Annotated in this window: 1 protein-coding gene and 1 pseudogene; both read right to left on the bottom strand. The window is 61.0% G+C overall.

Annotation, left to right across the window (positions count from 1 at the left end):
* Positions 1-1,741, bottom strand: a pseudogene (locus AB0I53_RS32085) (hypothetical protein); the annotation flags it as partial.
* A 2-nt stretch (positions 1,742-1,743) separates the two neighbouring features.
* Positions 1,744-2,339, bottom strand: a 596-nt coding sequence (locus tag AB0I53_RS32080) for a hypothetical protein (protein ID WP_358611345.1), incomplete at its 5' end; no start/stop codon positions are given.

Here is a 2,339-nt window from a genome sequence, read left to right as displayed (position 1 = left end):
AATTCAACCCACCGTTCGGATCAGACCCGCCGCCAGGCGCATTCAACCCAGCCCCAGGACCACCAGACCCGCCACCAGGCTGATTGAAATTCAACCCACCGTTCGGATCAGACCCGCCGCCAGGCGCATTCAACCCAGCCCCAGGACCACCAGACCCGCCACCAGGCTGATTGAAATTCAACCCGCCATTCGCGCCAGATCCACCGCCACCCTTGCCATCGGGATTGAATTTCAGCTCCGGACCGTCACCGCCACCCTTACCGTCGGGGTTGAATTTCAGCTCCGGACCGTCACCGCCACCCTTGCCATCGGGGTTGAATTTCAGCTCCGGACCGTCACCGCCACCCTTACCGTCGGGGTTGAATTTCAGCTCGGGACCGTTACCGCCACCCTTACCGTCGGGATTGAATTTCAGATCAGGACCGTCACCGCCACCCTTGCCATCGGGACCGCCGCCCGCGGTGCCGATTGTCGGTGGCGTCTTGTCATACACGTCCTTAAACGGCGGGTTGGCGATGACAAAGACCTCTTCCAACCGCGCGGCCGCTTTCCGGGCAGCTTCGTTCAGCGGCTGCAACTGGGCACGCACGGACTCACTGACAGCCTTGTTGATCCAGGCCCATCCCAGCTCGGATCGCAAGTCGGCTTTGAGGCTCGTAATACCTTCCGGCAACGGCGGAGGGGTCCAGGTGGTACCTGGTGCCGGCCCCTGCCCTACCCCATCTGGCGTATGAAGGGTTAGACCCTTACCTCCTGAACTGGTGCTGGAATCGTACGACGCCAGCACGTAGTCGATGTACTCCAGACCCTCGGACTTACTTCCAAAATAGGGCAGGACGTAATTGGGGTCACCGGAGACGAGGCCGGATCCCGTAACATACGCCCAAACGTTCTTGACCACCAAGGTGAGTGCGTTCTCGATCGCGTTGACCAGTCCGCCACTCACACTGTCCCACGCCGTCCCCATCTCGTTGCCGAACAGGAGCAGTCCGGACGTCACGTCGGCGAGCCCTTCTGCCGGCGACGGGTTCCGGTGAGTAATCTGCTTGTACAGGTCATCCAACACGAAGTTGATCTGACGGACATGACCTTGGATGGCATAAGCCGCGCGGCCTTTGAACTCCGCGTCCGGGCTGTCGAGCCTTTTGATCCATCCCGCAGTCTTCTCGCGCGCTCCGTCCAGCCAGTTCACGTAATGTCTGATCATCCCCACGCCGTCAGCGGCTTGCACCCAGTCGATAGTGCCGACCCGAGCAGCCGTGACCTGTGGCATGTAGCTGTCGATCTCTCCGACTGCCGTGTGCCAGTCCGCCAGCAAAGCGTCGTTGTAAACTACCCTGAACCACGGTTTGTCGGTCCAGTTTTGGGTTGTGTAGGAGGTGGCAACACGCCCCCCCGATTCCCCATCGGTGGAGAACTGGAGCCAGCCCTCCGGCCCGCCGCCGGTGTCCAGGATCTTGTTCAGGTTCTTGCCCACGCCGGCAATCGTGAACAGAATCTCCTCGTAGGTGGCACGGGAGAGGTTATTCCGGCCATTGGTGACGTCCGGGTCGACGACGTTGCTGTCGTCGCCACCTGACCCGCCCTCGCCGTCCGACCCGTCGTTGCCGCTGCCCGACCCGTCATTCGACTCGTCGTTGCCGCTGCCCGACCCGTCATTCGACTCGTCGTTGCCGCTGCCCGACCCGCCGTTCGACTCGTCGTCGCTGCTGTTCGACCCGCCGTTCTCGTCGTCCGCCACGACTACATCCCTCCAGAACCTTGGCCGCCGCCACTCATCTTCCCGCCACCAGAATTAAGGTCCGGGAATTCGGTGACAAATTCATTCAGACTGTAGTTCGCCAGATCGTCGGTGTTTTCAAATACTTCGATGGCCCACCGCATCGCGTTGACAACAGTGCTCAGTCTCTGCCGAAGCGCCTCATTGGCAGTTTCAATTGAGCCACCGAATTTCGACGCCCGAGCATTCAAATCTTTGGCAGGTTCCCACTGTGTATCCCGCGGCTGAGCCTTAAAAGTACCATTCAGCTCGCCATACCTGGAAGTCGTGGCGTAGTCGATCAGACCGTTCTCAACATCGTGCAACGCCCCCAGCAGCTTGAGCCAGTCGTCCTTGTTGAATCGGAGGTTGCCTTTGCCATCGGCGGCCTTGACGGCTGGCAAGGGCTTCGGCTTTCCGTCCTTGCCATCGCCGCCCTTACCGTCTCCACCCTTACCGTCGCCACCCTTGCCATCGCCCTCCTTACCGTCACCGCCCTTGCCATCGCCGCCCTTACCATCGCCGCCCTTACCGTCACCACCCTTACCATCGCCCTCCTTACCGTCACCGCCCTTACCGT

It is taken from the genome of Saccharopolyspora sp. NPDC050389, from assembly GCF_040655595.1.
In the GTDB taxonomy this organism is placed as follows: Bacteria; Actinomycetota; Actinomycetes; order Mycobacteriales; family Pseudonocardiaceae; genus Saccharopolyspora.
The sequence above is the reverse complement of the archived record's forward strand: the minus strand, read 5'-3'. Positions and strand labels throughout refer to the sequence as shown.